Below are 26,371 nucleotides of genomic sequence, written 5' to 3' on the forward strand. Positions count from 1 at the left end.
CGCCGCGAGGGAAGGGCCTGCCCATGCCACGGACCGCCACCGCCACACGGACACTCCTCACCCGAGCCGCCGGCGCGGCGGCCGGGGCGCTGATACTGCTGCTCGGGGCGGTCGGCCCGGCGTCCGCGGGCGGACCGGGCGGCGGCGGTGGCGTCGGCGACAGCGACGGCGACGGCGACGGCGACGGCGACGGCAGGGTGGTGCTGCGGTGGCAGGACTGCCCGGACGTCGCGCAGACCGGGTTCGAGTGCGCGACGGCGAACGTCCCCCTGGACCACACCCGCCCCGGGGGCCGCACCATCGAGCTGGCGGTGATCAGGCACCGCGCCGCCGCGCCGGAGAAGCGGGTCGGCACACTGTTCTTCAACCCCGGCGGTCCGGGCAGCCCCGGCACCGTGGGACTGCCGCAGCTGTACGACAAGCTCCCGGACGAACTGCGGGACCGCTACGACATCGTCAGCTGGGACCCGCGCGGGGTCGGTGAGAGCACGGCCGTACGCTGCTTCGACACCGCCGAGGAGGCCACCGCCTGGCATGCGAAGGTCCCGCCGTTCCCGGTGGGCGAGCGCGAGCAGCGGGCGTACGTCGCCGCGTACGCCGACCTCGCGAAGCGGTGCGGGCAGCGCGATCCGCACCTGCTGCGCCATGTCTCGACCGCCGACACCGCCCGCGATCTGGACCTGCTGCGCGCCGCGGTGGGCGAGGAGCAGCTGCGGTACTGGGGCGTCTCGTACGGCACGCTGCTCGGCGCGATCTACGCGAACCTGTTCCCCGAGCGGGTCGGGCGGCTCGTCCTGGACGGGAACGTGGACCCGCTCGCCTGGCTGGGCGAGGGCGGCACGGTGGGCAAGCAGCGCGCGGCAGGCGGGAGCGGGGCGGCGGGTGAGGCCGGGGCGGCGGGTGAGGCCGAGGTGGCGAACACGTTCCTGCGGCTCGGCTCCCACCTCGGTTCGGCCGACACGCTGGCGCAGTTCCTCGACCACTGCGGGCGCGCACCCGTGACCGGTTGCGTCTTCTCGGCGGGCACCCCGGCGGCCACCCGCGACAAGTACGACACCCTGATGCGGCGCCTCGCCGAGCGGCCGGCCGGTGACTGGACGTACGCGAGGGCCGTGAGCGAGGTGCGCGGCGGGCTCTACACCGTGCACCCCGGCTGGACCGGTGTCGCGGACCTGCTGGAGTCGCTGTGGTCCGGCCGGCCCCTCCTGGAACCGGGCGTTCCGGCGGGCGGCCCGGCGCGCTACCCGGGCTTCGAGCAGTCGCTCGCGGTGATGTGCGCGGAGAGCCCCAACCCGCGGTCACCGCTGCGCTACCCCGAGTTGGAGCGGCGGGCGGTGGCGGAGTCCGGGGCGCCGGCCCACTGGTGGGTGTGGGCCAACGAGCCGTGCGCCGCGTGGCCGGCCCGGGCGGCCGATCCGTACACCGGCCCGTGGGACCGGGCGACCGCCCACCCGGTGCTGGTGGTGAACACGACCCACGACCCCTCCACCCCGTACCGGGCGGCCCAGAACATGGTGGAGGAACTGGGCGACGCGCGCCTGCTGACCCTGGACGGGTACGGGCACACCGCGCTGGACAACCCGAGTGCGTGCGTGGGACGGCACGTGGTGCGGTACTTCCTCACCGGCGCGCTGCCGCCGAAGGGCGCGCGGTGCACGCAGGACCTCCCGCCGTTCGCCCCGCCGGCCGAGGCGCCGTCGGCGTCGGAACCGATGCGGGCGCAGGCCGGGACGCCTGCCGGAGGCCTGCCGCGGACCGCGACCCCGGACAGGCCACTGCCGTCGCCGTACGGCGCCTGGCCCCTGGAGGTCGTCGAGGGGCTGCTCCCGCCCCGTACGTGATCAGCGGCGGCGGCGGACGCCGGCCTCCTCGTTGTACTCGCCGAGGACGGCGACCGAGAAGAAGGCCTCGGCGAAGATCCTGACGGCCCGCAGGGCGTTGCCGACACGGTGCGGGGAGTGGTGGACGGATCCGGTGGCAGTGGCACCGCGGCGCGGAGGGCCCTGGCCACCGGCCCGGTCGACTGGGATGAAGGTCGCTGCGCTCATGTGTCCAGAGTGCGCCCGATGACCCGTTCGGGGCATCAGTCCTTGGGCCCAACTTCGGGTCCCTCCCGGTCCCCCCTGAGGCAGCCGGTCTCCCCTCCCAGGAGGACCCGGCACCCGGAGAACCCCTGAGGGGTACGGCCGGGAGGAAAACCGTTCGTCCCCGGCACCGCGAGCCGACTAGAATCTCCCGCTCGCCCCGGCCGCGCTGTCCGCGCTGTCCGCGCTGTCCGCGCTGTCCGCGCTGTCCGCGTTGTCCGCGTCGCCCGGGGGAATTCCCGCCTCCCTCGCCGGAGTGCCACCGCCCGGACGGAAACCGGCCGGTCAGCCATGCCGTGATCACGCGGCATCACCGTCAGCACCAGCCGGAGGCAGCCCCGTGCCCGCGCACGTCCCCGAACCCGCCCCCACGCCCGCGCCCGCGCTTGCCGATACCAACCCGCTGGACCGCGAGCGTGCGCACCTCGCCGCGTCCCGTACCGCCCTGCGGGCCATGCGCGCGGACGTGGAGGCCCTCGACCTGAGCGACGTCACCGCGAACTGGGTCAACGCGCAGATCCTGGAACGGCAGATGGCGGAGCGCGTCAAGGCACTGGCCGACCTCAGCGACACCCCGCTGTTCTTCGGCCGGCTCGACTACCTGCACGCCCCGGGCGCCGAGGGGGCGGAAGGAGCCGAGGGCGAGCGCTTCTACGTCGGTCGCCGCCATGTGCACGACGTCGACGGCGACCCGATGGTGATCGACTGGCGGGCACCGGTCTCGCAGCCGTTCTACCGGGCGTCCAAGAAGGACCCGATGGACATCGCGCTGCGCCGCCGTTTCGGCTACACCGGTGGCGACCTCACGGCGTACGAGGACGAGCACCTGTCCGACCCGGCGGAGGCCGCCGTCACCGGCAAACTGCTCCAGCAGGAGATCGAGCGGCCGCGCGTCGGCCCGATGCGGGACATCGTCGCCACCATCCAGCCCGAGCAGGACGAGATCGTACGGTCCGGCCTGTCGGGCAGCGTCTGCGTGCAGGGCGGCCCCGGCACCGGGAAGACCGCCGTCGGCCTGCACCGGGTGGCGTACCTCCTGTACGCCCACCGCGAGCGGCTGGCCCGCACGGGCACGCTGGTCGTCGGGCCGAACCGGTCCTTCCTGCACTACATCGAGCAGGTGCTGCCCGCGCTGGGCGAACTGGCGGTCGGGCAGGCGACGGTGGACGACCTGGTGGCCCATGTCGAAGTGCGCGGGACGGACGACGCGCGGGCCGCGCTCGTCAAGGGCGACGCGAGGATGGCCGAGGTCCTGCGCCGGGCCCTCCACTCGCACGTGACGATGCCCACCGAGCCGGTCGTCGTCGTGCGCGGCTCACGCCGCTGGCGGGTACCGGCGTACGAACTGGAGGAGATCGTCCGCCAGTTGCTCGACCGCGGCATCCGCTACGGCGCCGCCCGCGAGGCCCTTCCGCAGCGCGTCGCGCACGCCGTGCTGGTGCGGATGGAGCGCGCCGGGGAGGCACCGGACGACAGGGTGCAGGACACGGTGGCCCGCACCAGCGCGGTGAAGGCCGCGGTGAAGGCGGTCTGGCCGGCCGTCGACCCGGCCAAACTCGTCCTGCGCCTGCTGGCGGACCCGGACTTCCTGGCCGAGCACGCGGCCGGACTGCTGGACGAGGACGAGCAGAAGGCGATCCTGTGGACGAGGCCGGCCCGGTCGGTGCGGTCCGCGAAGTGGTCGGCTGCCGACGCGGTCCTGATCGACGAGGCCACCGACCTGATCCGGCGCATCCCCTCCCTCGGGCACGTGGTGCTCGACGAGGCGCAGGACCTCTCCCCCATGCAGTACCGGGCGGTGGGCCGGCGCTGCACGACCGGCTCGGCGACCGTCCTCGGCGACCTCGCGCAGGGCACCACGCCGTGGGCGACCCGGAGTTGGCAGGAGGCGCTGGGCCACCTGGGCAAGCGGGACGCGGTGGTCGAGGAGCTGACCGCCGGTTTCCGCGTCCCGACGGACGTGATCGCGTACGCCTCCCGGCTGCTCCCGCACATCGCGCCGGGGCTGACGCCGGTGGCGTCCATCCGTGACAACCCGGGCTTCTTCGCGGTCCGCCCGATCACCGGCAGCGACGAAGTGGTGTCGGCCTGCCGTGAGTTGCTGGGCCACGAGGGCTCGGTCGGCCTGATCGCCGCGGACGCCCGCATCCCGGAACTGGCCCGGGAGCTCACCGCGGCGGGCCTCGGACACGTCGCGCCCGGCGAGGAGACGACGCACGACACCCGGCTCACCCTGGTCCCGGCGTCACTGGCGAAGGGCCTGGAGTACGACTACGTCGTCCTGGACGAGCCGCGCGCCGTCGTCGACGCCGAGCCCGACGAACGCACCGGCCTGCGCCGCCTGTACGTCGCCCTGACCCGAGCGGTCTCGGGCCTGATCGTGACCCACGCGGCCCCGCTGCCGGAGCAGTTGGTCAACTGAGCCGATCCGCGGAGGCGGTGTCAGCCGGCGTCAGCCCCCGTCCACCACCCGGCGCCACTCGGCCACGGCCTCCGCCGAGACGGGCCCGTTCCACCCGCCCGGCCGGGCCGCACCGCCGATGTGAAAGGCATGGATCCCGGCGCCGAGCAGCGTGGGCACCTGCTCCAGCCGCAGCCCGCCGCCCACGAGCAGCTGCTGCTCGTACCCGGGCTCGCCCTGCCCCCCTCGCCGGGCCTCGGCGAGCAGCGTCGGCAGCCCGTCGGCCACCCCGCCGGGCGCGCCGGCCGTGAGGTAGGCGTCGAGGCCCGGCAGCCCGTCGAGTTGCTTGCGCAGGGCGTCGCGGTCGGCGGCGCGGTCGATGGCGCGGTGGAAGGTCCAGCGGCAGCCGTCCAGCGCGCCGACGACCCGCTCCACCGCGCCCAGATCCACACCGCCGTCCGCGTCCAGGAACCCGAGGACGAACTCCTGTGCCCCCGCCTCCCGCATCTCCCGTGCCGTGTCCACCAGCCGGCCGAGGTCACCCGCGGCGAACCCGTCCGCCAGGCGCAGCATCACCCGCGGCGGGATGTCGACGGCCGCGCGCACGGCGGCGACGGTGCGGGCGGACGGGGTGAGCCCGTCGGCGGCCATGTCGGTGACCAGCTCGAGCCGGTCCGCGCCCCCGGCCTGCGCGGCGACGGCGTCCTCGACGTCGAGGGCGATCACCTCCAGGACTGCACGCTTGCTCATGGGACCCCATTCCTCGGCATCGATCGGCGGCGACTAGAGGTCTAGTCCAATCCACCCTACGCCCGCCACCCGAGGATCCGCGCCCCGGAGCCCTCGCCGCGCCTCACTCGTCGAAGATGTTCAGCTCCGCCGCCTGTGCCCCGGCCAGCTCGTACGCGGCACCGTCCACCGGCCGTCCCGCGTAGAGCCGCACCAGCGTCGGTCCGTCCCCGATGTACCGCGCCGGAGGTCGCTTGCCCGAGACCTCACCCAGCCGCAGCGGTTCATCGGCGTCGTCCAGGTCGGCGTGCAGCGGGAGGTGTCCCTTCCGACCGGTCACGTAGGCCAGCAGGGAGAACGCGGACGGCAGCCCCGCACCCGCGTACGCGCCGGGCTCCCCGAACGCCTCACGCACGTCCCCCGCGTGCACCCACTCGCCCAGCGCGAGGACGTCCAGCGCCCCGTCCGCCTTGGCGATCACCGGCCCGGCCTCGGTCATGCCGCGCTCCAGCTCGTCCACGACGCGCTGGTTGCTCCACTCGGCCCGCTCGGCGATGTCCCGGTCGTTGGACGCGGGCGAGAACACCCCCTCCTCGAACCGGCGCTCCAGCACCCGCGTGAACGCGGCCGAGCAGTGCGCCAGCACATCCCGCACCGTCCACCCCGGACACGCCACCACCGGCAACGCGAAGTCCGCGTCGTCCCTCCCCCGCAGCAACGGGATCAGCTCATCCCGCTCGACGGTCAGCAGCCGCCCGGGCAGCTCCGGGTCTCGTACGTTCTGCACATCCGCAGGAGTCGTCATGCCGCCCACGCTAGTGGCGGCTCCGCCCTCAGGAGGCGAAGCGTTCCGGGGCGGGCGCGGGAGTCATCCCGTGGAAGGGGCCGGGAGCGCGGCGAGTTCGCCCAGGACCCGGGCCGCCGGCGCCGGATCGACCAACCACTTCAGGTGACTGCCCGCGAGCGTGCGGACGTCGTACGGGTTGTCCGGCGTCAGCTCGTCGCCCTCGCGGATCAGCCGGTCCTGCAGGGCGAGCGGCATGCTCGCGTCGTCGGCCAGGCGGACGAAGGTCTTCGGGACGCGCCCCCAGGTCGCCGCCTGCGCCCGGTCGGCGGAGGTGCCGACGTCCAGGTTCTCGTCGGGCTGGAAGGTGTTCAGGAAGGTCAGGAACTCCTCGTCGGTGCCGTCGGCGAGGAAGGCCGCCTTGAGCGCCGCGAGGGCGGCCGGGTCCGCAGTGCGGAAGTTGACGCGGAGCAGGCCGAGTTCGGCGGGGTTCCCGGCCATCGCCAGCCCCAGGGAGGCGGCGTCGACCGTGGCCATCTCCGGCTCGGCGTAGTAGTCGCCGACGTCGAGCGCGACCGGGCACCAGGCCGCGACGTAGACGACGCGGTCGATCAGGTCGGGCCGCGCGTTGGCCGCGGCCGTGGCCGTGACGCCGCCGCGGCTGTGGGCGACGAGGATCACCGGGCCGTTCCGCTTGGCCCGCTCCAGGACCCCGATCAGGTGCGCGGCGTTGTCGGCGAGCGTGACGCCCTTGATCGCACCGGGCGCGGTGGCGAGGCCTTCGGGGTCCTGCGGCGCCTGGTAGGCACGGGTGTAGGTCGCCGCGAAGCCGTGGCCGGGCAGGTCGACGGCGACCGAACGGTGCCCGAGCAGGCCGAGTTCGGCCTGGAGCGGGGCGAAGGAGAAGGAGTTCGCGAAGGCTCCGTGGACCAGTACGAACGTCGGGTGCACCTGGCGGCTCATTTCTTCCGGTCTCCTTCATGTCGGCGGCACGCGCGTCGCGGTCGAGCGAGGAGCCCGCGAGGACGGCGTGCGGACAGGTGTTCGCGCTCCGGCGGTTCACACTACCCAGCGGAAGATCGTCCGCACTACCCGTAACCACCCCTTCCGCTTGCGCAGAGAGCGCGCCCCGAGCCCTCTTTCCGCCGGTGCGCCCCACCCGGCGAACCGGCGGAAAGTCACGGCCGACCGCTCAGCGGCCCCGGCCGGCGGCCCTGGAGTCGCGGGCGCGGGGGAGGCGGACGGAGGCGGGGCGGCGACCTCGATGCGGTTGCCTCCGGGCCGCTGGAGGGCGGCTTCCTTCCCGCCGCCTCGCGGCGGGGCCTTCGCCTCCTCGCCGTGACCAGAGCCCGGACGCCGCCCCGGCGACAGGGGCACCGATCACGGTACGCACCCGTCCGGACAAAATACGCACCCGCTCGGGCAAAATACGTGGCCCCGGTGAAGATTATGGGTAGAAGGCTCCTCAATCGCCGTTTCACGCAGGGTGACGCGCGAGCCACCAGTGCCGCAAACAGGGGGAAATGTGGTCTTATCGGTGTGCTTCTTGCCGATACGGCGCTTGCGGGCAGTGCGGGGGACGACCGGGGTGGGGTCGGGGCTCCAGCGTGCCCAGTCCTTCATGGTCCTGGCCACGCTCCTCTACCGGGCGAGCCATCTGGCAGTCGGCGTTCTCGCGGTCGCCCAGCGCCGGCAGGCCCATCCGCTGCAGTACGCGGCTCTGCTCGCCGCGCTGGGGCTGAGCGTGCTGGGTTACGGCACGGCCCTGCGGCGCGGCTGGTTCGACCGGCGGCACATCTGGGCGGACGTCCTCGTCCTCGGCTGCCTTCTTCCGTTGGCCCTCTACGCATGGGGCGGTGTGCGCGAGCCCGCTCCGCTCGGGTGGGCGATGCTGCTCGGCGGATCGGCGAGCGCCGCCGCGGCCATCACCCTCGAACGGAGCCACGTGCTCGTCGCGGTCGCCCTCCTCGTGGTGACCCACCTCGTCGGCTACCAGTGGGTGGGTGCCAGCCGGGCGGTCATCGGCGGCCACCTCAACTCACTGCTGTCATCGGCTGTGCTGGCCTGGGTCTTCTGGTGGTACCTGCGTCGTCAGGGACGCCTGCTCGACGACACCAATGCCCGTGCGCTGGCAGCCGAGGCCCACAAGGCGCGCTACGCCGAGCGGTTGGAGCACCACCGCGCCCTGCACGACACGGTCCTCGCCACGCTGACCGTCCTCGCGACCGGCGCGATAGACGCCAACGCCCCGGAGGTGAGGGAACGTTGTGCCCGTGAAGCCGCGTATCTGCGCCGACTGGTCCAGCAGAACGCCGGCGAGGACGACCACCGGGAGATCAGGGCGGCCCTGGAGGAGGCGGTCTGTTCCGTGGAGCGGCTCCAGCTGCGGGTCACCGCGCAGTACCACGACCTGCTGGAGGTGCCCCCCGAGGTCGCCGCCGCGTTCGCCGACGCCGTGACCGAGGCGCTCAACAACGTGCAGCGGCACGCGGGCACCGGACACGCGTACCTCACCGCGACCCGGGCTGTCGACGGACAGGAGGGAGTCGTCGTCACGGTGGTCGACCGGGGGCCCGGATTCGATCCCGAGCGCTACGTGCCCGGCCTTGGCCTGCGTGGTTCGGTCCTCGGTCGGATGGCGGAGGTGGGCGGCCGGGCCACCGTGGACACCGCCCCGGGTGAAGGTGTACGGGTGGAGATGCGGTGGCCGGGGTGATCACGGTCGCGGTGGTCGACGACGACCGGATGCTCCTCGACGGCATGCGAGCCTGGCTGGGAGGAGTACCGGAGCTGCGGCTGGTGGCGACGGAAGCCACGGTGGGGGCGCTCATCGGCGCGCCCGACGCGGAACGCCCGACGGCGCCCACCGAGTCGGGGTACGTCCCGCCCGACGTCGTCCTCCTCGACCTGATGCTGCGGGACGGCTCCGCCCCCACCGACAACATCCGGCGACTGCTGCGTGCAGGAAGCCGCGTCCTGGTGATCAGCACCGTCCCGGACCGCTCCCGGATCGTCGAATCGGTCCGGGCCGGTGCCGACGGCTACCTGACCAAGGACAACGACCTGCCGACGCTCGTCGCCGCCGTCAAGGACGTCGCGGCGGGCCGCAGCGCCCATTCCACCGAACTCGCCTTCGCCTGCGCCCACGACAACAGTCCCGACCGGCCCCGGCTCTCGCCGCGGGAGCGGCAGATCCTGCTCGACTACGCGTCGGGGATGACGCTCAAGTCCGCAGCTCGGCGCGCAGGCATCACGGTCCACACGGCCAAGGACTACCTGGACCGGGTCAAAGCCAAGTACCAGCAGGCGGGGCGGCCCACGTACACGAAGCTCGACCTGGCCCGCCGGGTGCACGAGGACAGCCTCGACCAGGGCTGACAGGAGCTGACGGCCCGGCGCAAGCCCCCCAAACGGACGGCTACAGGAAGCGGTCACACCCTTCGTATCGTCGTCCCCGGCGGCATCACGGCAGACCCGCCGGCGCACCCGTCCTTCCCTCCCCGGCCCTCGTCCGCCCTGGCCCCCGTGTCCCTGCCCGGCCCTCCGGCGCCGGGCCTCGAGTCGTCCGGTGCCGCTCGCCGCCGTCCGCCGGCGACAGCGCCCCCACCCGAGCAAGCCGGACTTCCCCCTTCCCGCGCACGAGGAGAGGCAGATGACCGAGTCGCACGACCGCACCGTCGCGGACCTCGACGGCCTTCGCACGAGACGAGGGAAACTGATCGGACGGGAGGCAGAGACGGGGGAGATCGAGACCCTGCTGACGGCTGCCCGGTCAGGGCGCGGCGGGGCGGTGTTCGTCACCGGCGAGCCCGGCATCGGCAGGACCCGGTTCGCCGCCGAGGCGATAGCCGTGGCCACGGTGGCGGGCATGGCCACGGCACAGGGCCGGGCCAGCACCGTGGGCCCCCTCGTTCCCTACCGGCCACTGGTCGAAGCGCTGCTCTCGCTGGTCCGCGCCGGTCTGCTGCCGGACCCCGACGAGCTGAGCCGCTACGAGCCGGTCCTGGCCCATCTGCTGGCCGACACCAGGGGCACCGGGGCCGGCGGCGTGTCGTACGTCGTGATCGCCGAGGCGGTGCTGCGCCTGCTCACCGTTGTCGGGCGGCAGCGGGGCTGCCTGCTGGTCCTCGACGACCTGCACGACGCGGACGCCGGGACGGTGGCGATCGTCGAGTACCTGCTGGACAACATCGGACAGCAGCCGACGGTGCTCCTGCTCACCGCGGTGTGCGAACCCTGCGCGGCGACGGAGCTGGCCGCGCGGGCGCGTCAGCGCGGAGCCGCGGCTCTGCTCACCCTGCGTCCCCTCGGCCACGCCGATGTGCACCTCCTCATCGCGACCGAGCTGGGCACGGCTCCGGCCGGCGTGAGCCTCGAGCTCGCCGACCGGGTGGCGGCCGACAGCGCCGGGATCCCGTTCGTGGTCCATGAGCTCGTCCACGGCCTCACCGGCCATGCCCTCGACGACGACCGGACGCCCTCCGTCCCCTCCGCCGTCACGGACAGCGTCAGGCGCCGGGCCGAGAGGCTCGGCCCTCGCGGAGTGGAGTTCCTCGGCATGGCGGCGCTGTTCGGACAGTGCTTCCCACCGACGGTGCCGCAGCACACGATCGGCTGCGCCCCCGGGGAGTCGTCCGCGATCCTGCGCGCCGCCGTCGCGGCGCACCTGATCGCGCCGGACAGATCGCGCGCGCAGTGGTACGCGTTCCGGTACCCGTTGGCGGCACAGGCCCTGCTGAACGGTCTCGGGCCGAGTGAGCGTGCCGGATACGCGGGGCGGGCGGCGCGCGCACTGGCCGAGCTGTACCCGGGGCTGCCCGGGGTGTGGTGCGCACGAGCGGCCGAGCTGCACGGGCACGCCGGCGACACCGGGGAGGCCATCGCCCTGTACTGCGAGGCCGCGGAGCGGGCGAGGGGCGACGGCGCGGTGGAGCGGGCGGTGGAGTTGCTGATCCGGGCGCACCGGCTCGTCGATCCCGGAACCGCCCTGGAGCCGCACGCCTCGGTGCTGGAACAACTGCTGGACGCTGTCGTCCGCTCGGCCCGGTTCGACCAGGTGCCCAGGCTGACCGCCGGCCTGGAATCTCTGTGCGGCGCCCACGACCTCCCCGCGCCGCGCCAGGCCGGGCTCCATGCGCGTCTCGCCGAAATCGCCGTCCTGAGGGGTCGGCCCGAGGAAGCCCGGCGGCACCTCGACACCGCCCGCTGGCTGCTCGGGCCCTGCCCGGCCGATGCGCACACCGCCCTCGTGGATCTCGCCGCCGCGCACGTCGAGCTGAGCGGGTCGGCGCCCGACCGGCTGCGTACCGCCGCCGAGTCGGCCCGACGGGCGGCGGACGCGGCCCAGCGCGCCGGCCTGCCGGAGACGGTCGGCAAGGCCCTCCTGGTGCTCGGGCAGCTGGCCTGGCAACGGGACGAGCAGACCGCGGTGACGCACTTCAAGCGGGTCCGCACGCTCGCCCACGCGCGTCGGCTCCCCGTCCTCCGGGTGTCGGCGGAGGTGTACCTGGCCAGGGTCGCGGCGCGGCGCGACCCTCTGCCGGACCGGATCGAGATGGCCTGGAAGGAGGCCCTGCGGATGGGCGCACTGCCGCTGGCGCACGAGACCGGGTACGTCCTCGCGCTGGACATGGTCCAGCGCTGCCGGTTCGAGGCAGCCGGTGACCGGATACGCGAGGGACTGACCGACGCGACCCGGTCGGGGCTGGGCCGGGTTCTGCCCATGCTGCGGCTGGCCGAGACGGTCCTGTACGCCCACCAGGGCCGGCGCACCGAGATGCAGGAGGCGCTGGAGCGACTGGCACCGCTCATCGACGCCGCTCCGGGCGTGCGATCGATGTCGCACGGGCTGGCGCGGGCGTTCTGTTCGCTGCTGGAGGAACAACACGACGACGCTGAGCGGGAGTTGGCACAAGCACTGGCACACGACACCGAGGACCCGGCGACCGACGGGTTCGGCTGGCACGGCATCGCCCTGCTGTGGGACGTGCTGGCCGGGCGCGCGGACCGACGGCAGTGCGCCGTCGCCGCGGAGGTCGCCGCCCGCGAGGGCCGGTGGAACCACCAGTTCGTCGGCCTGGCGCACGCCGTGCTGCTGGGACGCGAGGGCCGGTCCGGCGAGGCCTCGGCCGCCGCGAGCGCGGCGCTGGAGGCGGGCGAGCTCTACCCCACGGCTCGCCACCTCTGTGTGCGCCTGGTCGCGCGGTCGGCGTACGAGAACGGCTGGGGCTCGCCCGTCGACTGGTTGCGCGAAGCGGAGGAGTACTTCCACAGCGCCGGCCTGCGGGCGGTCGTCCATGCCTGCCGGGCCCTGCTCCGTGGAATGGGCGCGTCGGTCCGGCAGCGGCGCACGGGGACCGAGCAGGTGCCGCCGGATCTGCGCCGGTGCGGCATCACCGTCCGCGAGTTCGAGGTGGCCCGGCTGCTCGCCGAACGGATCGGCAACAAGGACATCGCCGACCGACTGCACATCTCGCCGCGAACCGTCGAGAAGCATGTGGCGAGCCTGCTCCAGAAGACCGGCCACCCCAACCGGGCGGCGTTCGCCTCCGCCTCCCGCGACCTGGTCACGTAGGACACGCGGGCGGCCCGCTCAGGAGAGCGCGGTGGCCCCCGCCAAGGTCACCACCCGGTCGAAGCGGCTGTCGAGATCGTCGTCCCCGTGGTGCACGACGAGGAGCGCGCGCCCCTCGGTGCGCTCCTGCAGCATCCGGAGCACCATGTCCCTGCCGGCTCTGTCGAGGTTCGCGAACGGCTCGTCGGCGAGGTACACGTCCGCGTCCTCACACAGGAGTGCGGCGACGCCGACCCGCTGCCGTTGACCGGACGACAGCCCGGAGGGCAGCTGGTCGGCCAGCCCGTCCAGACCCATTGACGTGCGCAGCCGCTCGTCGGAGACCAGGTCGCGCACCGGCAGCGGGGGCAGGTTCACCGGAGCCGTCAGGCTCGCCACCCGGGACGGGAGGGTGACCGTCCCGGCGTCGGGGGCGAGCGTCCCGGAGACGATGTGCAGGAGCGTGGTCTTGCCGCAGCCGTTCGGGCCGCGGAGCAGTATGTGCTCGCCGGCTCGCAGCTCGAAGTCGGCGATCGAGACGCCGGCGCCGTCGCCGTACCGGACCCGGGCTCCGCTGACCAGCACCAGGGAGCCTGCTCGGTGGTACGGCGCCTCCCGGGAGGCGCGCAGGGCCTCGATACGTCTGAGGACGGCGGTGCTCCGGCGGACCTGCGGAATCATGTTGATGAGGTCGAAGATCCCGGTGACGGCCCGCCACAACGAGTTCACGAACGCGAGGAAGCTGCCGAACGTCATCCTGCCGGCAAAGACGAACCAGGCTCCGATGATCATCGAGGCGGTGTCCGAGAGGTTCATGACCAGGTCGCTGAGGGTCCTCTGCTTCAGCGACAGCCGGTAGTTGACGAAGGTGATGCCGAGGAACCCGCGCAGCGCCTCCCGGTTGACCGCCCGGGTCCCGGGCAGCAGCGAGGGCAGACCGCGGAGGGCGTGGAAGGACTCGAGAGTACGGGTCAGCCGGTTGATGTACCGTGCCTCCGCCTCGCGTTCGGGGTCGGTGTTGTCCTCGATCCGCTTGGCCAGACGGTTGCTCACGAGCACCAGCGGCGGCACGATGACCAGCAGGATGAGGCTGGCCTGCCAGGACAGGTACAGCAGCACGCAGAGGAAGACGACCGACGACACGGCCTGCTTGACGATGCGGATCGCGACGTCGACCGCCGGCAGGACACCCTCGTGGACGTCCTGGTGGATCCGGCTGACGTAGGAGGCGTTGTCCGCCCCCGACACCTTTCGGCCGTCCAGGCCGAGGGTGCGGTCCAGCAGTTCCATCTCGAGCCGCAGTCGCACCGAGTTCTCGAACCGCTTGCGCCACCAGGAGATCCAGTAGCCCGCGATGTTGAGCGTCAGACCGAGCACGAGGTAGCACGTGCCGAGGACGAGGAAGGTGCGGAAGTCCGCGGCCAGGACCGCCCGGTCGAACAGGGCCTTGAGCAGGAGCGGGTGCAGCAGTGCCTCGAGTCCGCCCGTGGTCGTCTCGGCAACGGTGATCGTGACGAACCGGCCTCGGTGGCCCCGCAGCGTGTGCCACAGTTGCCTCACCGCGTCACCTCGTCCAGCAGGAAGTCCGCCGTGCCACCGTTGTTCACGCGGTGGAGTACCCGCAGCACGCCGGCCGAGCCGGTCAGGTAGTCGCACGCGCAGCGCAGCAGTCCCTCTCCGGGGACGCCCAGGGGCACCGCCCCGCCGCGGCGGGGCACCCCGAAGCGCTCGGCCGGCTCGAACAGGAACACCTTCCGGACGAAGTCGAGTTGGCGCAGCGCGGTGTCCCGGTACGAACGGTCGCCGGTGATCTCGGCGGCGTCCAGTAGCGCGTCGGCGATGCCGCTCATGCCGAAGCCGTACCCCGGCAGCACCGAGTGCCGCACGTCCAGCGCGCGCAGGACGTTCCGTGCGGCGTCCAGTTCGCCGTAGCGCAACAGCACCTGCGCCACGCCCGCAGACCCCACCTCGACGTACGGCTCCATGGTCCCCTCGTGCTCGAACATGACCAGGCCGTCCTCACCCAAGGGCTTGGCGTGGGCCATTTCCCAGGCCAGAGCCTGCCGCCCGAGCCGCAGCAGGTGGTCCTCGCCCGTGATCTGGTGCATCCGCAGCAGGAACATCGCGACCCCCGCCTGACCGAATCCCAGACCGGTCAACGGGCCCTTGATCGCGTGGTCGTTCAGCCAGTAGGCGTGCCGGCCGTCGCCCTGCGCGGAGTCGCACAGCGCGCGTGCGCACATCCGGGCGGCGGCGAGATCGTCCTGGCGCCGGTCGCGGAGGAAGAAGCGCAGGTTCGTCATCCCCAGGCCGGCGAGGCCGTAGTAGAAGGTGTGGTCGCCCCGCTCGGGCGCACGCCGGTTGGCCTGGGCCAGCAACTCCCTGGCCTGGTCCCGGAGTCCGAGCGAGTCGGCCGCCCAGGCGATGCCCGCCAGACCGCTCATGAGACCGTCCGGGTACTCCGCCGGTTCGATGGCCGCCAGTTTGTCGCTCAGCCAGTCACGCCACTCGGGTCGGATCGGGACGCCGGAGGCGTGCAGCGCCCAGAGCACGCCGCCGGCCCCGGAGCCGAGGCTCAGCGGGTTGGTGACATGTGCGAACGGGTCCACGGGGAAGAGCGTTGCCCGGTCGGGGTCCACGACCGCCTCGACGAACGCGGCCACCCCGGCCTCCGCCTCCGCCAGCCCGAGACGCTCCTCGACGGCGACTCGCACGGGTGCCGTCCCGACCTGGTCGAGCAGTTCCGCCTCGTGCTCCAGGATCTCGAGCACGTCGGTGAGGGTGATCCGCGCCCGGGCCAGGTCGGTGATCACCTGGTGGATCCGCTCCGGCCAGCCCAGGTCGTCGGCGAAGACCCGGTACAGGTCGAGGACGTCGTCGCGCAGGTACGACATCGCCGCGATCGGGAAGATGAAGTACGCCATGGTGGTCGCCAGACCGAACAGGTCGCCTTCCGGCCCGGACGCCTCGAAGCGGGCCCGGGAGAGGCTGAACCCCGGTGTGTACAGTTCGACCGGCTTCTCCAGGGCCCCCTCCCGGTCCTCGGCCACGATCAGCCGGCACGCCTCCAGGTCGACGATGGTCACCTCGTAGGTGTCGGGGTCGACGAGCAGGTTCGCGGCGGTGAAGTCCCCGAGGATCACGTTGCGTTCGTGAGCGGCCCGGATCGCACGCGCCAGTCCGCGGAAGACGGTGAGGAAGATCCTCAGGAATTCCCGCGACTGTTCGACACCGGCCCCCGGCCGCGCGAGCGGGTTGTGTTCCAGCAGCACCGAGCGGATGTCGGAGCCGTCGACGAACTCCTCGGCGATGTAGTGGTGCTCCCAGTGGGAGAACGTGGTGATCGGAACCGGGTACGAGCCGACATCGGCCAGCCGCTTGAGGAACGTCCACTCCCGGGCCAGGACGTCCACGGCGTCGTAGCCCTGACGGGGGTTGACGTTGGTGTGGGGGCGGGCCTCCTTGAGCACCACCGGCCGGTTGCCGTTCGCCGTGTCCTCGGCCTTGTACACCCCGCCGCTGTTGGAGAACTGGATGGCCCCGGTCACCCGGAAGCGGCCCCCCAGCAGGTCGCTCTCCTCCCCCTCGTCGGTGGCGGGACTCCAGTCGGTGAACGGCCAGGGCACCCAGCCCGGTTGGGCGTACCCGATGCTCCGCTCGTCGGGGACCGGACCGTCCGGCCCGATGATGTGCGGCACCCGCCGGCCGAGGACGTCCAGGGTATGGGTGTCGAGGAACTGGCCGTACCGGAAATAGAGCGCCTTGCTGTCCCGGTACCGCAGGTCCGACAGCACGTAGGCGCCTTCGACGCCCTCCAGGACGCGGGCCAGATCGGCCAGGCACGACCTGAACTCGGCGTCGTCGCCCGGGTAGACGGTGATGAACTTGCCGCCGCTGCCGCGGGACATGCCCTTCGAGTTGAGCATCTCGAAGACATTGAGATCGAGAGCGATCTTGAAGTCGATGCCCCGCGTGGTCAGGTACCCGATCACCGCGGTGGCGACCTCGCGCACGGTGCTCGGGCTCGCCGACACGTGGATCTTCCAGCCCTGCGCCGGCAGGTCCGGGTTGTGCCGATGGCTCCACCAGATGCCACTGCGGACGAAGCGCGCCCGCACCCGCTCGTCGAGGGCCGCGAGGAAGTGGTCCGCCTGCGGCTCGTAATGAACGTCGAGCGGGTCGAAGAACAACGTGTCGTTCCAGGCGAAGAGGAATCGGTTGACCCATCGTTCGTTGCGCATGTCAGCCTCTTGTTCGTCCGGGAACCGCCGCCGGCAGCGGCTGGTGACAGTCGGGACAGGGCGGCGATCCGGGCGGGGACGCGGCGTCCCCGCCCGGATCGCCGTCGGATCAGTTCGGCTGAGTGCTGCAGCAGGTGCTGCTGCTGCTCGTCAGGCTGACGATGGCGGCACCGTGGGTCGCCGCGGTCGGCTGCAGGGCCTGGAGCTTGAGAACGGCCATGGATTCATCTCCTCGTGGTCTGAAGCGCTGGAACGCGCTGACGGATCTGGGGCAGGTACCGGCCGATCGGCACGCCCGCAGTCAACGCCGTCCGGCCTGCACGCACATGCGAGATCGACCCCCATATTTCCCGCCCGCCTCCCCCAGAAAGTGGGTGCCCCGGGCGGACGGCATGGAGGCGGCTCTCGCGTGTGAGGAGGTTCCGGAGGCACGGGCCGGGCACCGCAGGAGGAAGAATGGGCGGTATGGCCGACACCGACGTGCTGCGTGACCGTTTCGTGCGTGCTCTGGAGGGGGCCCGGGGTTCCGGGGGCGGGCCCGACCCGGTGCCGTATGCCGATAACCTGCTGGCGCGCTGGCGGGAGGAGCAGCGGCGATATCACACCGTCGCCCATCTCACCGCCGTACTCGATCGGGTCGACGAGCTGGAGGCGTACGCGGACGACCCGGACGTCGTGCGGCTCGCGGCCTGGTTCCACGACGCCGTGTATCTGCCCGACCGCTCCGAGAACGAGGAGCGGTCCGCGCGCCTCGCCGAGCGGGCACTGCCCGAGGCCGGGGTTCCGGAGGCGAAGGTCGCCGAGGTGGCACGGCTGGTGCGGCTCACCGTCACGCACGACCCGGCCGACGACGACCGGGACGGTCAGGTGCTGTGCGACGCCGACCTGGCGATCCTCGCCTCGCCCCCGTCGGCGTACGCCGCCTACACCGCCGCCGTCCGCGCGGAGTACCACTTCGTGCCGGGCGACGCCTTCCGCGAGGGCCGGGCCGCCGTCCTGCGACAACTCCTCGCCCTGCCCCACCTGTTCCGCACCCCTCACGGGCAGGAGCACTGGGAGTCCACCGCCCGGTACAACATCGGCTCCGAGCTGGAACTGCTGACGCAATGAGGCCGACCGGAGTAGCGTCATAGACCAGCTCCCTGCTGGAAGGATCACATTCCGTGAGTGAACAGTCCGTCCATCCGGAAGCACCCGTCGAACCGCCGCCCATGCGGACCCTCGGCGAAGTTCGGGCCGCCCTTGCCGCCGGGCTCGGTTTCCCGGGCGACCTGGCCCGCCTCGAAGCCGAACTGGCGGCCACCCTCAACCGTGTCGATTTCACGGACCTGCGTGAGGTGTCCGAGCTGATCGCGACGTATCGCGGACATGTCCTGACACGCTGCGACCCCGACTTCGAGGCCTCCCTCGCCGAGGGCATCGAACTGGCTCGTGCACTGAAGCTGGAGAATCCCCGTTGACCGAGCCGACGGCGTCGTGGAAGTCACGCACACCGCGCGCAAGCGCCTCGCCCTCCTGGGCCCCGCCGCTGAGGCGGTCGTCGAGGCGTTACGTACGGAGCTGGAGCGGACGCGGCAGCTGGGCCGTCGCGTCCGTGTACTCGACCGGGGCGCGGAGGTCTGGGTGACGCGTGTCGAAGCCCGTGCGGACTGCCCCGCCCTGTCCGTCACGTATGTCCGCCTTCCCCACCCGGCTCCCCCGACCTGTGCCATCGTGTCGGTCGTACCGGACGACACGGGTGGCGTGGATGACAAGGCCTGACGAGCGGGCGAGCGCGATCCGCGTACCCACCGACCGTCTCACCCTGGCGAGCATCACTCCCGCGGTCGCGTCCGACCTGTCGTCGAGCGGTGACGGCGGTTACCGGTGGGTCGGCGCCGCTCCCGCCGACGGGACCCGGGTGGGGGCCGGGTTGATGGTCAAGCAGTACGAGGAAGGGACCTTCCACCCGGAGTGGACCATGTACGTACTGGTCCGGCGGGAGGACGATCTCGCGGTGGGCGCCATGGGGTTCCACCGCGCTCCGGACGGGGACGGCCGCGTGGAGATCGGCTACGACCTCGTCGAGGGCGCCCGCGGCCACGGGTACGCCACCGAGGCGCTGCGCGCGCTGTCGGCGTGGGCGCTCGCGCAGGACGGCGTGCGGACCGTCACCGCCGTCATCGACCGTGCCAACCTGCCCTCGCAGAACGTCGTCACCCGCGCCGGGTTCACCCGGGTCGCCGAGAACGCGGGGGAGAACGCGGGCGAGTACGTCTACGAACTTCGCCGCTGAACCACGCCGTCGCGCACCGCGCCGTCGCGCACCGTGCTCTTGCGCACCCGCAGCCCCGCCCCGTACAGCAGCCGCACCACCTCGCGGCTGCTGACCTCCAACGCCCCGGCGAGCACGACATCCGCGTAGCGCTGCTCGGGGATGTCGTAGTGGTCGCGTTCGAAGGCGCGGCGGGGGACGCCGAGGGCGGCGGCGAAAGTGTGCAGTTCGTCGTAGGAGACGTCGCTGACCAGGTGGGACCAGAGGCGGCCGTGTCCCGGCCAGGTGGGCGGGTCGATGTACAGGGTCACGTCGAGGCCGCCCCGCCCAGCGAGCCGACCGGCGCCACCTTCACACCCGCCAGGTGGCACACCCAGTGCGGATCGGGGCCGAGTTCCGGCTCCACCTCCAGCGCGTGCGGGTCGCCGGAGCCGCACACCGGGCACAGCGGCCAGCGGCCGTACCGCTCCAGCAGGGCGTCCTGCACGTCCTGGGCGACCAGACCGGCGAGGAACCCGGCGCCCTCCGGCCACTGCTCGACCCACCAGCGGCGGTGCGCGACGGACTCCTCGACGAGCGAGACGACGTCCGCCTCGGCGACCTCGTGCGCGACCAGGTCCGCGAGCACCAGCGCGCGGGCCGCGTGCAACGCTTGCTCCAGAGGGCTGACGGGGCCGACGGGGGTGGCTTCGGGATCGCCGGGATCGTCATGGGGGGCCATGCCTCCATTGTGCGCACTCTTGACCGCACCACCGAAACGAAAATATCTTTCACAGGTGACCCGGAACGTGAAGGAAATTTTCGCTCCGCCCGCCCCCGCCGCCCTCGCGGCCAAGGTGCGCACGCTGGCCCCCTCGATGACCCGTTCCATGCAACGGGTCGCCGAGGCCGTCGCGGGCGACCCGGCCGGCTGCGCGGCCCTCACGGTCACCGGCCTCGCCGAGCTCACCGGCACCAGCGAGGCCACCGTCGTCCGCACCGCCCGCCTGCTCGGCTACCCCGGCTACCGCGACCTGCGGCTCGCCCTCGCCGGGCTCGCCGCCCAGCAGCAGTCCGGCCGCGCGCCCTCCATCACGACCGACATCGCGGTGGACGACCCCATCGCCGACGTCGTCGCCAAGCTCGCCTACGACGAGCAGCAGACCCTCGCCGACACCGCGGCCGGACTGGACACCGTCCAGCTCGGCGCGGCCGTCGCGGCGCTGGCCGGCGCCCGCCGGACGGACGTGTACGGCATCGGCGCCTCCGGGCTGGTCGCCCAGGACCTCACCCAGAAGCTGCTGCGCATAGGCCTGATAGCCCACGCCCCCGGCGATCCGCACCTCGCCGTCACCAACGCGGTGCAGCTGCGCGCCGGTGACGTGGCCGTCGCGATCACGCACTCCGGGTCGACGGGGGACGTCATCGAACCGCTGCGGGTGGCCTTCGAGCGCGGGGCGACGACGATCGCGGTGACCGGCCGCCCGAACGGCCCCGTCACCCAGTACGCCGACCACGTACTGACCACGTCCACGGCCCGCGAGAGCGAGCTGCGCCCGGCCGCGATGTCCTCCCGGACCAGTCAACTCCTGGTGGTGGACTGCCTGTTCGTCGGCATCGCCCAGCGCACCTACGAGTCGGCGGCCCCCGCCCTGTCCGCGTCGTACGAGGCCCTGGCCCACCGGCACCGGAGCGGCTCGCGGTAGCGGACGGGGGCTCGGGGGACACAGCGGGGCCGAGAACGCCCCACCACAGTGCCGGCACCGGCCGGAGACACCAGGCACAGACGCCGCCCACAGACCACCGGACACAAACCACCGGACACAGACCACCGGACACAGACCACCGGAGAGAACCGTTCCATGACCCACACGTCCGAACCCCGTGGTCTCCGGGCCGAGTTGGAGACTCTGACCACCGAGGCGTTCCGTCCGGAGCTGGCGGACGTCGACCGGCTGCCCACCCTCGACATCGTCCGGCTGATGAACGGCGAGGACGCCACCGTGGCCGGTGCCGTGGCCGAGCAGCTGCCGCGGATCGCCGCCGTGATCGACGCCGTCGCCGACCGGATGGCCCGGGGCGGCCGGCTGGTCTACGCGGGCGCGGGCACCGCCGGCCGGCTCGGCGTCCTGGACGCCTCCGAGTGCCCGCCGACCTTCAACACCGACCCCGCCAGGGTCGTCGGCCTGATCGCGGGCGGCCCCGGCGCCGTGGTGACCTCGGTCGAGGGCGCCGAGGACTCGGCGGAGCTGGCCGCGTCCGACCTGGCCGCGCTGGGGCTGACCCCCGACGACTCGGTGGTCGGCGTCTCCGCCTCCGGGCGCACCCCGTACGCCGTGGGCGCCGTCACTTACGCCCGTGAGCGGGGCGCGCTGACCGTGGGTCTCGCCTGCAACCCGGGCAGCCCGCTCGCCGCGGCGGCCGAGCACGGCGTCGAGGTGGTCGTCGGCCCGGAACTCCTCACCGGCTCCACCCGCCTCAAGGCCGGCACCGCCCAGAAACTCGTCCTCAACATGATCTCGACGATCACGATGATCCGGCTGGGCAAGACGTACGGGAACCTGATGGTCGACGTCCGCGCCTCCAACGAGAAGCTGCGCGCCCGCTCCCGCCGTATCGTCGCCCTCGCGACCGGCGCGGCGGACGCCGACATCGAGCGCGCCCTGGCCGCCACGGACGGCGAGGTCAAGCACGCCATCCTGGTCCTGCTCGCCGACGTGGACGGCCCGACGGCCACCCGCCTGCTGACCGAGGCGGGCGGCCACCTGCGCGCGGCGCTGGCGGCCGCGGCCGGCCGATCGTGACGGCTGGGATACTGGCCCCACCCCCCACACGGAGACGAAGCACATGAACCACGCGCAGCTCACCGCCCTGGGACGCGCCCTGCGCGTCCTCGGCGAGCACGGCGAGGCGCTGGCCGCCGACACGCCGGACGCCAAGCTGCACGAGGTGCGGGCCGACCTGAAACGCGCGCTGGACCGGCTGGACGAGAGCGTCGAGACGGCCGCGCCCAGCACCCGCTGCCCCGAGCACCCGACCGGGCCGGTCGACAAGAGCGCCCCCGACCTGTGCCTGCTGTGCGAGACCCGGCGCCGGACCGCCCGCCGCGCCGAGTTCAACGGACCGGCGCCCCACCAGCCGTCCGCCGAGCCCGTCCCGTCCCGGTACGGGATGCACGGCGACCGTCCCCAGCCGCAGCAGCGCTGGCTGCCGGAGCTGTGGAACGGTCAGGCGTGGCAGCTGTGCGGCACCCCGCGCCGGGACCGGCGCGAGGCCGAGCTGTACATCGCGGCGCAGCGGCGCGGGCCCCGGCCCGCCATGGCGTACCGGGTCGTGCACGAGTTCACCGACTACGAGGTGCTGCGCGTGTGGGGGACGCCGGTCCGGCACGACATCGAACCGATGCGGGACCTTTAGCCGACGGGGTCCGCGGCTCGGCGCAGCTCAGCCCGGCTCAGCCCGGCTCAGCTCAGTGTCTGCAGCGACGCCGCGTCGTACGGCTCGAGCTCGTCGAAGCGTCCGCCGAGGACCTTCGCCGCCCAGTCCGGGTCCTGGAGCACCGCACGTCCCACGGCGACGAGGTCGAACTCGTCCCGCTCCAGCCGGTCGAGCAGGTTGTCGAGGCTGCCCAGCTCGGCGCCCTTCCCCCGGAACGCGTCCCGGAAGTCCCCGTTCAGGCCGACCGAACCGACCGTGATGGCGGGCCTGCCGGTCAGCTTCTTCGTCCAGCCGGCCAGGTTCAGGTCCGAGCCCTCGAACTCCGGGAGCCAGTAACGGCGGGTGGAGGCGTGGAAGGCGTCGACACCGGCCGCCGCGAGCGGGGCGAGGATCGCCTCCAGCTCCTCGGGGGTCTCGGCGAGACGGGAGTCGTAGGCGTCCTGCTTCCACTGGGAGTACCGGAAGATGACCGGGAACCCGGGCGAGACCCGCTCACGGACCGCCGCGACGATCTCCGTCGCGAACTTCGCCCGCGCCACCGGGTCGCCGCCGTAGGCGTCGGTGCGGCGGTTGGTGCCCGCCCAGAGGAACTGGTCGATCAGGTAGCCGTGGGCGCCGTGCAGTTCCACGCCGTCGAAGCCGATGCGCTCGGCGTCCGCGGCGGCCTGCGCGAACGCCTCGACCACCGCGTCGATGTCGGCCTGCGTCATGGCCTTGCCGGTGCCCTCGGTGCCGTCGGTGCGTACGCCGGACGGGCCGATCGCCGGGGCGTCCGGGTACGGCGCCTGCCCCTGCTTGCGGACCATCCCGATGTGCCACAGCTGCGGCACGATCGTGCCGCCCGCCGCGTGCACCGCGTCGGCGACCTTCGTCCAGCCGGCCAGCTGCTCCTCGCCGTGGAACCGCGGCACCCGGTCGCTCTGTCCGGCCGACTCGTGCCCCACGTAGGTGCCCTCGGTGACGATCAGTCCGACACCGGCGGCGGCCCGCCGGGCGTAGTACGACACCACGTCCTCACCGGGAACACCGCCCGGCGAGAACATCCGGGTCATCGGCGCCATCGCGATGCGGTTCGGCACGGTGAGGCCGTTGATCGAGACCGGCCGGGACAGAAGCCCCGAGACTCGGGCGGCGGTGGTGGAGGTGGTGACGGTCATGTGGGGCCCCTCATTGGATATACCAGTCAGTATGTGCGCGTGCATCAATCACACTCCAGCGCCAACCACCAAGCGGCGAAAGGCATTCCACCCACCCGACACACCCGCCTGTGACCCCGAACACACCCATCCCGAGACTCAAGCACCGGGCCGATCCCCGCGACTGGGCCCCGCTCGCAAAAACGCGGGAACACGAAAACGCCCGAGGGCGGCACCCCCTGTCGGAAACAGGGGGTGCCGCCCTCGGTACTGACGGACCGGGTCCGAACCTGAGGTGAGTCAGGCTCAGAAGTCCATGTCACCGCCCGGCATGCCGCCCGGAGCAGCCGCGCCGGCCTTCTCCGGCTTGTCGGCGATGACGGCCTCGGTGGTGAGGAACAGCGCGGCGATCGACGCGGCGTTCTGCAGCGCGGAGCGCGTCACCTTGGCCGGGTCGATGATGCCTTCCTTGACCAGGTCGACGTAGTCGCCGGTCGCGGCGTTCAGGCCGTGGCCCGGGGTCAGGTTGCGCACCTTCTCCACCACGACGCCGCCCTCGAGGCCGGCGTTGACGGCGATCTGCTTCAGCGGGGCCTCGAGCGCGAGCTTCACGGCGTTGGCGCCGGTCGCCTCGTCACCCTCGAGCTCCAGCTTCTCGAACACCTGGGAGGCCTGGAGCAGGGCCACGCCACCACCGGCGACGATGCCCTCCTCGACGGCCGCCTTCGCGTTGCGAACGGCGTCCTCGATGCGGTGCTTGCGCTCCTTGAGCTCGACCTCGGTGGCGGCACCGGCCTTGATGACCGCGACACCGCCGGCGAGCTTCGCCAGGCGCTCCTGCAGCTTCTCGCGGTCGTAGTCCGAGTCGCTGTTCTCGATCTCGGCGCGGATCTGGTTCACGCGGCCCTGGACCTGGTCCGAGGAGCCGGCACCGTCGACGATGGTGGTCTCGTCCTTGGTGATGACGACCTTGCGGGCCCGGCCGAGCAGGTCGAGGCTGGTGTTCTCCAGCTTGAGGCCGACCTCTTCGGAGATGACCTCGCCGCCCGTGAGGATGGCGATGTCGTTGAGCATGGCCTTGCGGCGGTCGCCGAAGCCCGGGGCCTTGACGGCGACGGACTTGAAGGTGCCGCGGATCTTGTTGACCACCAGGGTCGACAGGGCCTCGCCCTCGACGTCCTCGGCGATGATCAGCAGCGGCTTGCCCGACTGCATGACCTTCTCCAGGAGCGGCAGCAGGTCCTTGACGTTGCCGATCTTGGAGTTGGCGATCAGGATGTACGGGTCGTCGAGCGACGCCTCCATACGCTCCATGTCGGTGGCGAAGTACGCCGAGATGTAGCCCTTGTCGAAGCGCATACCCTCGGTGAGCTCCAGCTCCAGACCGAAGGTCTGGGACTCCTCGACGGTGATGACGCCTTCCTTGCCGACCTTGTCCATGGCCTCGGCGATGAGCTCGCCGATCTGGGTGTCGGCGGCGGAGATGGAGGCCGTGGAGGCGATCTGCTCCTTGGTCTCGACGTCCTTCGCCTGCTCCAGCAGGGCACCGGAGACGGCCTCGACGGCCTTCTCGATACCGCGCTTGAGGGCCATCGGGTTGGCGCCGGCGGCTACGTTGCGCAGGCCCTCCTTGACCAGGGCCTGGGCGAGGACGGTCGCGGTGGTCGTACCGTCACCGGCGACGTCGTCCGTCTTCTTGGCGACTTCCTTGACCAGCTCGGCGCCGATCTTCTCGTACGGGTCCTCGAGCTCGATCTCCTTGGCGATGGACACACCATCGTTGGTGATCGTGGGGGCGCCCCACTTCTTCTCGAGGACGACGTTGCGGCCCTTGGGGCCGAGCGTCACCTTGACGGCGTCCGCGAGCTGGTTCATGCCGCGCTCGAGGCCGCGCCGCGCCTCCTCGTCGAACGCGATGATCTTGGCCATGTGAAGTGGTCCCTCCAGGACTGGGGGTGATTACTTCGGACCGCGCCCGCGCCCGCGACGGACGGCTCACAGAACCGGTGGTTCCTTGCCCCACCGGCCTGCGGGCCTCACCGACCCGGTCCTTACGTTGTCACTCTCACCTTCAGAGTGCTAACGCCAATGATTAGCACTCGACCCATGCGAGTGCAAGCGCCTCCGGGGGATCGCCGGGGGGAGTCAGCCGCGCGCGAACAGTGTGGGCGGCCCGGAGCCGGCCGCGCGCGGACAGCTCCGGGCGCCGGTCACCACCCGGGTCCCGGCACGGCGAAGGGTCCGCACCCCTGGGGTGCGGACCCTTCGCCGTGCAGGAAATTCTTGCGGTTGGTAGCGCGTTCAGGCGCTGAGACGAACCATGTCGGCCTGCGGGCCCTTCTGGCCCTGCGAGATCTCGAACTCGACCCGCTGGCCTTCTTCGAGGGTGCGGTAGCCGTCCATCTGGATCGCGCTGTAGTGGACGAAAACATCCGCACCACCGTCGACCGCGATGAAGCCGTACCCCTTCTCCGCGTTGAACCACTTGACGGTGCCCTGAGCCATGCCTAACTCCCCTATTACTGGCCCTTGCACAGATCCACACTTCGCGGATCCGGGTCAGACCTCACCCCCCAACGATTGGGGGCGTGCGCCGGAACGCGTCGACCGCGGCCGAATGTATCCGTCCAACTGCCCTCTGCAACAGGTCAATCGGACGAGAAATCTGGAAGCCGCCGGTCCGGAATGTGACGGGAATTCACCTGATTTCAGGTCAAGTCAGGCCGGGCAAAGCCCGCAAATGCCGCAGAAGTGGCCCAGATTTTGGCTGCA

24 protein-coding genes are annotated in these 26,371 nt (G+C 72.2%); 12 read left to right on the forward strand and 12 right to left on the reverse strand.

Annotation, left to right across the window (positions count from 1 at the left end; translation table 11 throughout):
• The first annotated feature begins 23 nt into the window (after window positions 1-23).
• Window positions 24-1,841 carry an alpha/beta hydrolase gene (locus tag ACVW19_RS15045; protein WP_457459905.1) on the forward strand — a complete coding sequence of 606 codons (1,818 nt, stop codon included), beginning with the start codon at window positions 24-26 and terminating at the stop codon, window positions 1,839-1,841.
• Here the strand turns inward: ACVW19_RS15045 and ACVW19_RS15050 are convergent, their stop codons facing one another.
• Entirely contained in the window at window positions 1,842-2,048 is a 207-nt protein-coding gene (locus tag ACVW19_RS15050; protein ID WP_457459906.1) for a hypothetical protein, read from the reverse strand. It abuts the gene before it with no gap.
• 376 nt (window positions 2,049-2,424) lie between these two features.
• Here ACVW19_RS15050 and ACVW19_RS15055 point away from each other — a divergent pair, with 376 nt between their 5' ends.
• Window positions 2,425-4,506, forward strand: a complete 2,082-nt coding sequence (locus ACVW19_RS15055; protein WP_457459907.1) for a HelD family protein — start codon at window positions 2,425-2,427, stop codon at window positions 4,504-4,506.
• Window positions 4,507-4,536: 30 nt separating this feature from the next.
• Here ACVW19_RS15055 and ACVW19_RS15060 read toward each other — a convergent pair whose 3' ends face one another.
• From ACVW19_RS15060 to ACVW19_RS15070, 3 genes are all read right to left on the reverse strand, one after another.
• On the reverse strand, window positions 4,537-5,235 hold the full coding sequence (locus ACVW19_RS15060) for a copper homeostasis protein CutC (protein ID WP_457459908.1): 699 nt from the start codon (window positions 5,233-5,235) through the stop codon (window positions 4,537-4,539).
• A gap of 103 nt (window positions 5,236-5,338) precedes the next feature.
• The gene (locus ACVW19_RS15065; protein ID WP_457459909.1) at window positions 5,339-6,019 is read right to left on the reverse strand and encodes a maleylpyruvate isomerase family mycothiol-dependent enzyme; all 681 of its coding nucleotides are present in this window, start codon (window positions 6,017-6,019) and stop codon (window positions 5,339-5,341) included.
• Between the two features lie 63 nt (window positions 6,020-6,082).
• Window positions 6,083-6,961 (reverse strand): alpha/beta fold hydrolase, encoded by an 879-nt coding sequence (locus tag ACVW19_RS15070; RefSeq protein WP_457459910.1) that lies wholly within the window; start codon window positions 6,959-6,961, stop codon window positions 6,083-6,085.
• A gap of 625 nt (window positions 6,962-7,586) precedes the next feature.
• Between ACVW19_RS15070 and ACVW19_RS15075 the strand changes: the two genes are divergently transcribed.
• The 3 genes from ACVW19_RS15075 (at window position 7,587) to ACVW19_RS15085 (ending at window position 12,572) form a co-directional block, all read left to right on the forward strand.
• Window positions 7,587-8,714, forward strand: coding sequence for a sensor histidine kinase (locus ACVW19_RS15075; protein WP_457459911.1), 1,128 nt, complete (start codon window positions 7,587-7,589; stop codon window positions 8,712-8,714).
• Window positions 8,702-9,376 carry a response regulator gene (locus ACVW19_RS15080; protein ID WP_457459912.1) on the forward strand — a complete coding sequence of 225 codons (675 nt, stop codon included), beginning with the start codon at window positions 8,702-8,704 and terminating at the stop codon, window positions 9,374-9,376. The genes ACVW19_RS15075 and ACVW19_RS15080 overlap by 13 nt, the downstream gene beginning before the upstream one ends.
• Window positions 9,377-9,650: 274 nt before the next feature.
• Window positions 9,651-12,572: a helix-turn-helix transcriptional regulator gene (locus tag ACVW19_RS15085; protein ID WP_457459913.1), complete on the forward strand. Its 2,922-nt coding sequence runs from the start codon at window positions 9,651-9,653 to the stop codon at window positions 12,570-12,572.
• Window positions 12,573-12,590: 18 nt separating this feature from the next.
• Here ACVW19_RS15085 and ACVW19_RS15090 read toward each other — a convergent pair whose 3' ends face one another.
• The 3 genes from ACVW19_RS15090 to ACVW19_RS15100 all read right to left on the reverse strand — a co-directional run bounded on the left by ACVW19_RS15090 (window position 12,591) and on the right by ACVW19_RS15100 (window position 17,012).
• Window positions 12,591-14,111, reverse strand: coding sequence for an ATP-binding cassette domain-containing protein (locus ACVW19_RS15090; protein WP_457459914.1), 1,521 nt, complete (start codon window positions 14,109-14,111; stop codon window positions 12,591-12,593).
• On the reverse strand, window positions 14,108-16,792 hold the full coding sequence (lanKC, locus tag ACVW19_RS15095) for a class III lanthionine synthetase LanKC (RefSeq protein ID WP_457459915.1): 2,685 nt from the start codon (window positions 16,790-16,792) through the stop codon (window positions 14,108-14,110). The genes ACVW19_RS15090 and lanKC overlap by 4 nt, the downstream gene beginning before the upstream one ends.
• A gap of 109 nt (window positions 16,793-16,901) precedes the next feature.
• On the reverse strand, window positions 16,902-17,012 hold the full coding sequence (locus ACVW19_RS15100) for a class III lanthipeptide (protein ID WP_202278364.1): 111 nt from the start codon (window positions 17,010-17,012) through the stop codon (window positions 16,902-16,904).
• Between the two features lie 245 nt (window positions 17,013-17,257).
• On the opposite strand from ACVW19_RS15100, the gene ACVW19_RS15105 reads away from it, so the two are divergent.
• From ACVW19_RS15105 to ACVW19_RS15120, 4 genes are read left to right on the forward strand one after another with little or no spacing between them, the layout of a single operon-like run.
• Window positions 17,258-17,902, forward strand: a complete 645-nt coding sequence (locus ACVW19_RS15105) for an HD domain-containing protein (RefSeq protein ID WP_457459916.1) — start codon at window positions 17,258-17,260, stop codon at window positions 17,900-17,902.
• Window positions 17,903-17,955: 53 nt separating this feature from the next.
• Window positions 17,956-18,252 carry a hypothetical protein gene (locus tag ACVW19_RS15110; protein ID WP_457459917.1) on the forward strand — a complete coding sequence of 99 codons (297 nt, stop codon included), beginning with the start codon at window positions 17,956-17,958 and terminating at the stop codon, window positions 18,250-18,252.
• A 16-nt stretch (window positions 18,253-18,268) separates the two neighbouring features.
• The gene (locus ACVW19_RS15115) at window positions 18,269-18,553 is read left to right on the forward strand and encodes a hypothetical protein (RefSeq protein ID WP_457459918.1); all 285 of its coding nucleotides are present in this window, start codon (window positions 18,269-18,271) and stop codon (window positions 18,551-18,553) included.
• Window positions 18,540-19,067, forward strand: a complete 528-nt coding sequence (locus ACVW19_RS15120) for a GNAT family N-acetyltransferase (protein WP_457459919.1) — start codon at window positions 18,540-18,542, stop codon at window positions 19,065-19,067. Before ACVW19_RS15115 ends, ACVW19_RS15120 begins: the two co-directional genes overlap by 14 nt.
• Here the strand turns inward: ACVW19_RS15120 and ACVW19_RS15125 are convergent.
• Together ACVW19_RS15125 and ACVW19_RS15130 are read right to left on the reverse strand one after the other, a co-directional pair.
• Window positions 19,049-19,357, reverse strand: coding sequence for a DUF4031 domain-containing protein (locus ACVW19_RS15125; RefSeq protein WP_457459920.1), 309 nt, complete (start codon window positions 19,355-19,357; stop codon window positions 19,049-19,051). The genes ACVW19_RS15120 and ACVW19_RS15125 overlap by 19 nt on opposite strands.
• A complete protein-coding gene (locus tag ACVW19_RS15130; RefSeq protein ID WP_457459921.1) occupies window positions 19,354-19,767 on the reverse strand; it encodes a hypothetical protein in 414 nt (137 codons plus the stop codon). Before ACVW19_RS15130 ends, ACVW19_RS15125 begins: the two co-directional genes overlap by 4 nt.
• A gap of 55 nt (window positions 19,768-19,822) precedes the next feature.
• Between ACVW19_RS15130 and ACVW19_RS15135 the strand changes: the two genes are divergently transcribed.
• From ACVW19_RS15135 to ACVW19_RS15145, 3 genes are all read left to right on the forward strand, one after another.
• Window positions 19,823-20,731: a MurR/RpiR family transcriptional regulator gene (locus ACVW19_RS15135; RefSeq protein ID WP_457459922.1), complete on the forward strand. Its 909-nt coding sequence runs from the start codon at window positions 19,823-19,825 to the stop codon at window positions 20,729-20,731.
• A 156-nt stretch (window positions 20,732-20,887) separates the two neighbouring features.
• Window positions 20,888-21,829: an N-acetylmuramic acid 6-phosphate etherase gene (gene murQ / locus ACVW19_RS15140; RefSeq protein WP_457459923.1), complete on the forward strand. Its 942-nt coding sequence runs from the start codon at window positions 20,888-20,890 to the stop codon at window positions 21,827-21,829.
• 43 nt (window positions 21,830-21,872) lie between these two features.
• Entirely contained in the window at window positions 21,873-22,442 is a 570-nt protein-coding gene (locus ACVW19_RS15145; RefSeq protein ID WP_457459924.1) for a hypothetical protein, read from the forward strand.
• Between the two features lie 47 nt (window positions 22,443-22,489).
• On the opposite strand, the gene ACVW19_RS15150 is transcribed toward ACVW19_RS15145, so the two are convergent.
• The 3 genes from ACVW19_RS15150 to ACVW19_RS15160 all read right to left on the reverse strand — a co-directional run bounded on the left by ACVW19_RS15150 (window position 22,490) and on the right by ACVW19_RS15160 (window position 26,104).
• Window positions 22,490-23,620 (reverse strand): NADH:flavin oxidoreductase, encoded by a 1,131-nt coding sequence (locus ACVW19_RS15150; protein ID WP_457459925.1) that lies wholly within the window; start codon window positions 23,618-23,620, stop codon window positions 22,490-22,492.
• A 285-nt stretch (window positions 23,621-23,905) separates the two neighbouring features.
• The gene (gene groL / locus ACVW19_RS15155; protein WP_457459926.1) at window positions 23,906-25,528 is read right to left on the reverse strand and encodes a chaperonin GroEL; all 1,623 of its coding nucleotides are present in this window, start codon (window positions 25,526-25,528) and stop codon (window positions 23,906-23,908) included.
• A gap of 372 nt (window positions 25,529-25,900) precedes the next feature.
• Window positions 25,901-26,104, reverse strand: a complete 204-nt coding sequence (locus tag ACVW19_RS15160; RefSeq protein ID WP_004929928.1) for a cold-shock protein — start codon at window positions 26,102-26,104, stop codon at window positions 25,901-25,903.
• Window positions 26,105-26,371: the final 267 nt, after the last annotated feature.

The sequence above is a fragment of the Streptomyces sp. TE5632 genome (genome assembly GCF_054061295.1).

Bases quoted from the DNA above. Each gene is read 5' to 3' on its own strand.
- ACVW19_RS15045 (WP_457459905.1), top strand. From the start codon at position 24: ATGCCACGGACCGCCACCGCCACACGGACACTCCTCACCCGAGCCGCC.
- ACVW19_RS15050 (WP_457459906.1), bottom strand. From the start codon at position 2,048: ATGAGCGCAGCGACCTTCATCCCAGTCGACCGGGCCGGTGGCCAGGGC.
- ACVW19_RS15060 (WP_457459908.1), bottom strand. From the start codon at position 5,235: ATGAGCAAGCGTGCAGTCCTGGAGGTGATCGCCCTCGACGTCGAGGAC.
- ACVW19_RS15065 (WP_457459909.1), bottom strand. From the start codon at position 6,019: ATGACGACTCCTGCGGATGTGCAGAACGTACGAGACCCGGAGCTGCCC.
- ACVW19_RS15070 (WP_457459910.1), bottom strand. From the start codon at position 6,961: ATGAGCCGCCAGGTGCACCCGACGTTCGTACTGGTCCACGGAGCCTTC.
- ACVW19_RS15085 (WP_457459913.1), top strand. From the start codon at position 9,651: ATGACCGAGTCGCACGACCGCACCGTCGCGGACCTCGACGGCCTTCGC.
- lanKC (WP_457459915.1), bottom strand. From the start codon at position 16,792: ATGCGCAACGAACGATGGGTCAACCGATTCCTCTTCGCCTGGAACGAC.
- ACVW19_RS15100 (WP_202278364.1), bottom strand. From the start codon at position 17,012: ATGGCCGTTCTCAAGCTCCAGGCCCTGCAGCCGACCGCGGCGACCCAC.
- ACVW19_RS15105 (WP_457459916.1), top strand. From the start codon at position 17,258: ATGGCCGACACCGACGTGCTGCGTGACCGTTTCGTGCGTGCTCTGGAG.
- ACVW19_RS15120 (WP_457459919.1), top strand. From the start codon at position 18,540: ATGACAAGGCCTGACGAGCGGGCGAGCGCGATCCGCGTACCCACCGAC.
- ACVW19_RS15130 (WP_457459921.1), bottom strand. From the start codon at position 19,767: ATGGCCCCCCATGACGATCCCGGCGATCCCGAAGCCACCCCCGTCGGC.
- murQ (WP_457459923.1), top strand. From the start codon at position 20,888: ATGACCCACACGTCCGAACCCCGTGGTCTCCGGGCCGAGTTGGAGACT.
- ACVW19_RS15145 (WP_457459924.1), top strand. From the start codon at position 21,873: ATGAACCACGCGCAGCTCACCGCCCTGGGACGCGCCCTGCGCGTCCTC.
- ACVW19_RS15150 (WP_457459925.1), bottom strand. From the start codon at position 23,620: ATGACCGTCACCACCTCCACCACCGCCGCCCGAGTCTCGGGGCTTCTG.
- groL (WP_457459926.1), bottom strand. From the start codon at position 25,528: ATGGCCAAGATCATCGCGTTCGACGAGGAGGCGCGGCGCGGCCTCGAG.
- ACVW19_RS15160 (WP_004929928.1), bottom strand. From the start codon at position 26,104: ATGGCTCAGGGCACCGTCAAGTGGTTCAACGCGGAGAAGGGGTACGGC.